This is a genomic window from Rhodopseudomonas sp. BR0C11, assembly GCF_010820945.1.
In the GTDB taxonomy this organism is placed as follows: Bacteria; Pseudomonadota; Alphaproteobacteria; order Rhizobiales; family Xanthobacteraceae; genus Rhodopseudomonas; species Rhodopseudomonas palustris_H.
The window spans coordinates 1-4,696 of record NZ_QTKI01000379.1 but is presented as its reverse complement, the minus strand read 5'-3'; the positions used below and the strand labels follow the sequence as shown (position 1 = coordinate 4,696).

General features: G+C 64.9%; 6 protein-coding genes. 1 reads left to right on the top strand and 5 read right to left on the bottom strand.

Annotation, left to right across the window (positions count from 1 at the left end; genetic code table 11):
• The 5 genes from DYI24_RS21525 to DYI24_RS21505 form a co-directional block, all read right to left on the bottom strand.
• A partial coding sequence (locus DYI24_RS21525) for an arsenic resistance protein (RefSeq protein WP_349627805.1) occupies positions 1 to 592 on the bottom strand: 592 nt, incomplete at its 3' end.
• Positions 593 to 732: 140 nt separating this feature from the next.
• Complete coding sequence (arsC, locus tag DYI24_RS21520; protein ID WP_164573779.1) at positions 733 to 1,158, bottom strand: arsenate reductase (glutaredoxin); 426 nt, start codon at positions 1,156 to 1,158, stop codon at positions 733 to 735.
• An 8-nt stretch (positions 1,159 to 1,166) separates the two neighbouring features.
• Positions 1,167 to 1,544: an ArsR/SmtB family transcription factor gene (locus DYI24_RS21515; protein ID WP_164573778.1), complete on the bottom strand. Its 378-nt coding sequence runs from the start codon at positions 1,542 to 1,544 to the stop codon at positions 1,167 to 1,169.
• Between the two features lie 399 nt (positions 1,545 to 1,943).
• The gene (locus DYI24_RS21510) at positions 1,944 to 2,144 is read right to left on the bottom strand and encodes a DUF3606 domain-containing protein (protein WP_164573777.1); all 201 of its coding nucleotides are present in this window, start codon (positions 2,142 to 2,144) and stop codon (positions 1,944 to 1,946) included.
• 229 nt (positions 2,145 to 2,373) lie between these two features.
• A complete protein-coding gene (locus DYI24_RS21505) occupies positions 2,374 to 3,822 on the bottom strand; it encodes a tryptophanase (protein ID WP_164573776.1) in 1,449 nt (482 codons plus the stop codon).
• 270 nt (positions 3,823 to 4,092) lie between these two features.
• Between DYI24_RS21505 and DYI24_RS21500 the strand changes: the two genes are divergently transcribed.
• Positions 4,093 to 4,696 (top strand): L,D-transpeptidase (locus tag DYI24_RS21500; RefSeq protein WP_164573775.1); only part of this gene is annotated, 604 nt, incomplete at its 3' end.

The following is a 4,696-nucleotide window of genomic DNA, read 5'->3' as shown; positions in this document are numbered from 1 at the left end:
GCAGGCCCTGCGCGATGAGCACCGGCACCACGATGTACAGCACCACCGACAGCACCAGCGTGTCCCATGGCACGGTGATGGCCGACAGGCCGAGTAGCAGGCCGACGATCGGCGCGAAGGCAAACACCATGATGGTGTCGTTGAGCGCGACCTGGCTGAGGGTGAAATGCGGCTCGCCTTTGGTCAGGTTCGACCACACGAACACCATCGCGGTGCACGGCGCGGCGGCGAGAATGATCAGCCCGGCGATGTAGGAGTTGATCTGGTCCGCCGGCAGATACGATCTGAACAGCCAGCCGACGAACAGCCACGCCAGCGCCGCCATCGAGAACGGCTTCACCGCCCAGTTGATGAACAGCGTCACGCCGATGCCGCGCCAGTGCTCGCGCACCCGTCCGAGCGCCGCGAAGTCGATCCGCACCAGCATCGGAATGATCATCAGCCAGATCAGCGCCGCCACCGGCAGGTTGACCTTGGCGATCTCCGCCGCCCCGATCACCTGAAACGCTCCCGGCATCAAATGCCCGAGCCCGATGCCGACGACGATGCACAGCGCGACCCAGAGGGTGAGATAGCGTTCGAAGGTGGACATAGGGTTTGCCTTTCAACCGAGAGGCGTTGAGTGCGAATGATCCCTCCCCGTCATTGCGAGGAGCGAAGCGACGAAGCAATCCAGCTCGGTGCACGGGGGGCTGGATTGCTTCGCTCCGCTCGCAATGACGGAGAAAGTCTTTACACCGTCGCCACCCGCCGGCCGCTGGCGTCGATCACCAGTTCGCCGTCTTCCTTGCGGAATTCGCCTTGCTGCGGAGGCAGCAGGTCGAGGACATGTTCCGACGGCCGGCACAGCCGCACGCCGTTCGGCGTCACCACCAGCGGGCGCTGGATCAGGATCGGATGCCCGATCATGGCGTCGAGCAGATCGTCGTCGCTGAGCGACGGATCGTCGAGCTTCAGCTCTGCGTAAGGCGTGCCCTTCTCGCGCAGCGCCTGCCGCGGCGTCAGTCCGGCGCGGGCGATTAGTTGCTTCAGCAGCGTCCGGCTCGGCGGGCACTTCAGATACTCGATCACGTGCGGCTCGATCCCGGCATTGCGGATCAGGCCGAGCGTGTTGCGCGAGGTGCCGCAGGAAGGGTTGTGATAGATGATGACGTCCATAGGCTCCCTCAGCTTTTTGCACGCGCCTTGCCAGGCGCGGGTTTTGCGGCCGGCGCGCAGCACGGCTGCAGATCGGCGATCAGCGGTGCGCACAATTCCGGCCGGCCGCCGCAGCAATCCTTGATCAGGAACAGCGCGACCTCCTGAAAGCGTGCGAGGTCGGCGCGGTACACGATCGAGCGGCTGTGCCGCCGCGAGCGGATCAGCCCGGCCCGAACCAGCACCGCGAGGTGTGACGACATCGTGTTCTGCGGCACCGCCAACGCATCGGCGATCGCGCCGGCAGCCAAGCCGTCCGGCTCGTGCGCCGCCAGAAGCCGAAACGCCTCCAGCCGCGTGCCCTGCGCCAGCGCCCCGAGCGCGAGAATGGCCTGCTCCGAATCCATATATCTAGAATTATCGAAATAATGGGCTAAGTCAACGCCGCCGGTGGGGACGGTCGTCCGTTCACGGGCTGATGGGTCACGCTCCTCTGCTTGAGCGGTCGAACGATCCAGCAGTGGCAGCCTCGGATTTAGGGAGTCGGATTTAGGGAACCGGGTGCCGCTCGACTGACACCCAGCCTCTCCCCGTCATTGCGAGGAGCGAAGCGACGAAGCAATCCAGCTTGGGGTGCGCAGCCTGGATTGCTTCGCTTCGCTCGCAATGACGTTGAGAGGGCTAAGCTGCGTTCCACCATTCGCCGCCGCGGCGGCCACTGCGGCGCGATGGAGGCTGCGAAAGTACATGTCATAACTCGCCGGCGCTGGAGCAAAGAGAGCGCGTCCCGAGATGAGCGAACCGGTTTACCCCTTCTTCGCCAGCCGCTTCTCGACCTTCTTGCGCGCGTTGCCGACTTTCTTGACGGCCTTCTTCACCGCGGGCGCGGAGCGGCCGGTCTTCTTGGCTTCGTAGCGGACTTCATAGTCCTGGCCGCCGGCGATGCGGGCCCGGTCCTGCTTGCGTCCGCGCGTCGTGGTCTTCTTGGTGGCTTTCTTCGCAGCCATGCTGGCCTCCTGATGTTGCCCCCGTGAGCAACGCATTCAGGAATCCCAGGTTCCGAAGACGCGGCGTCGTACCGAATGGAATCGAGCGTCCGTTTGCCGCCCTCGTCATGGCCGGGCATCGTCCCGGCCATCCACGCCTTGCTCGCCGACAGGTCTTCAAGACGTTGATGCCCGCGACAAGCGCGGGCATGACGACGTTTGTGCTGCAAGACTCGAGTAACAGCGATGATTACAGGCTGTCGCCAAAGTCCTCGCGGAACTTCGCCACCAGCTTGTTCTGCCAGTCGGTCACCGGCTTGAGCAGGCCGTAGAAGAACCGCAGCACTTCCGGCTCCTCGACGAAGGTCAGGCCTTCGATCAGCTTGCGGTTCGCGTACAGCCAGGCGATGCGGTCGACCGCGTATTTGACCTGCGACAGCGTGAACACCCGGCGCGGCATCGCGAGGCGCACCAGCTCCATATTGGCGTAGATCTCGCTGCCGTCGGGCTCGCGCTGTTCGGACAGCGTGCCGCGCTCCATGCCGCGGATGCCGGAGGCGACATACAGCGCCGCCGCAAGCGCACCCGCCGGATATTGCGACTGCGGGATATGGTCGACGAACCGCTTGGCGTCGATGTGGCAGCCGAGGCCGCCGGCCGGCGTGATTACCGGAACGCCGCGCTCGACCAGTTGGTCGACCATATAGGCGATGAACTGCGGCCCCTGGTTGATCATCTCCTCATCCATGGTCTCTTCGAGGCCGACGGTGAGCGCTTCCATTTCGCGCACCGACATGCCGCCATAAGTGAGGAAGCCTTCATACAGCGGCACCAGCGGCCGCATCTTCTCATACAGCGCGCGGTCGCGGATGCAGATGCCGCCGCCGCGGGCGCAGCCGAGCTTGCGCGCCGAGAAGTAGATGATGTCGCACAGGTCGGCGGTGCGGCGAGTGATCTCGCGGATCGACAGCGTCTTGCAGTGATCCTCGCGGGTCTTGTTGAAGTACAAATTGTCGGCCAGCAGGCTGGCGTCGAGCACCAGCGGAACGCCGTGCTCCTTGCAGACGTTGCTGACGTCGGCGAGGTTCTGCAGCGACACCGGCTGGCCGCCGATCAGGTTGGTGCCGCTTTCCATCCGGACGAAGCCGATATTGGCGGCGCCGACCTTCTCGATCACCGCCCGCAGCTTGGCGATGTCCATGTTGCCCTTGAACGGGTTGGCGCTGGTCACTTCGAGGCCGGCGTCGGTGACCAGCTCCTCCACCGTGCCGCCCTGCAGCACGATGTGCGCCTTGGTGGTGGTGAAGTGATAGTTCATCGGCACCACCTTGCCGGGCGTGACGAACACCTTGGCAAGGATGTGCTCACAGGCTCGGCCCTGATGGGTCGGCAGGAAGTAGTGCATGCCGAAGATGTCGCGAAGCTTGTCTTCGAGCCGGGTGTAGGTGGCGCTGCCGGCGTAAGAGTCGTCGGCGGTCAGCATCGCGGCCTGCTGGCGGTCGCTCATCGCGTTGACGCCGGAATCCGTCAGCATGTCGAGGAAGACGTCGTCGTTCTTCAGCAGGAAGGTGTTGTTGCCCGCCTCGGTGATCTTCTCCAGGCGGCGCTCGACCGGCGGCAGGTTGAGTTTCTGCACGATCCGCACCTTGTGCATCTCGAGCGGCACCGCCTCGTTGCCGAAAAACTTCACTGTCGCCATGTCGTCAAACTCCCCCGACCCTTGCCCGCACCGCGCGGGGGCCTTGGCTTATCGGGCAGGCGGGCTTTCTCAATTGCGCTTGATCAAACGATCCGGCGCGCCTCCGGGAGCCAGCCGGGCGGACAGGCGAAACAAATCCCTACTGCGACGAAACCAAATCCATCAGTCGGCGAAAACGTCCGGAAACGGATGGTGGAGTACTGATTACGCCAACAAGTCGCCGAAAAGGCGTCGAGGCGAACGAACAGAGCACCCACAGGGGGACCCGACATGATCCGTTTTCCGCGCACCAGCCGTGCCGCTGCGGTCGCCATCGTCGCGATCGGGACCATTGCCATCGCCGCACCCGCGAATGCGGCGCAGACGCTGCCCTTCCCGTTCCTGCCTTTCCTGCCGCAGCCGGAAGCGATGCAGCCGCTGGCCTATGCGCCGGTCGAACAGACCGCACCGCAGCCCCAGGTCGCGCCGCAGGAAGACGAGGACGGCACCGTCGCCGAGCTGCCCGCCCGGTTGAAGCGCCAGATCGTCGCCTATCAGACCCGCGAAGCCCCAGGCACCATCATCGTCGATACGCCGAACACCTATCTGTACTACGTGCTCGGCAGCGGGCGTGCGATCCGGTACGGTATCGGGGTCGGCCGCGATGGCTTCACCTGGTCTGGCGTCAAGGCGGTCGCCAGAAAGGCCGAGTGGCCGGATTGGACCCCGCCGCCGGAAATGATCGCCCGCCAGCCCTATCTGCCGCGCCACATGGCCGGCGGCCCCGGCAATCCGCTCGGCGCCCGCGCGATGTATCTCGGCGGCACCGTGTATCGCATCCACGGCACCAACGCGCCGTCGACCATCGGCACCCACGTCTCCTCCGGCTGCTTCC